The sequence below is a fragment of the Aeromonas crassostreae genome (assembly GCF_054052445.1).
Window position 1 is genome coordinate 1 of the sequence record NZ_JBSTYM010000079.1, and the last position, 278, is coordinate 278.

The 278-nt window shown below is 55.0% G+C and carries 1 tRNA gene; it reads left to right on the forward strand.

Annotated elements, in window-relative coordinates:
* Positions 1-191: 191 nt before the first annotated feature.
* Positions 192-267, forward strand: a tRNA-Glu gene (locus ACW5W4_RS18965).
* The last annotated feature ends 11 nt before the right edge of the window (positions 268-278 follow it).

The window sequence follows — 278 nt, forward strand, 5'->3', positions numbered from 1 at the left end:
GAGAAGCCCGTTCGTTGGGTTGGGATGTGAATAACGATGCAAGTCGTTACCCAAGCCAGAGTTAGCGATAACAGCGAACAGCGCTAAAGGCCGTTGGTCTGCAGGTGTCGGCAAATAATGCCGCTCGCTTCGCAGGCTCAGCATCGCCTTTACAAAATCGCCATCACGCTTGCGTGATGAGCAGCGATTTTGTCCCCTTCGTCTAGAGGCCTAGGACACCGCCCTTTCACGGCGGTAACAGGGGTTCGAATCCCCTAGGGGACGCCACTTCTCTTCTT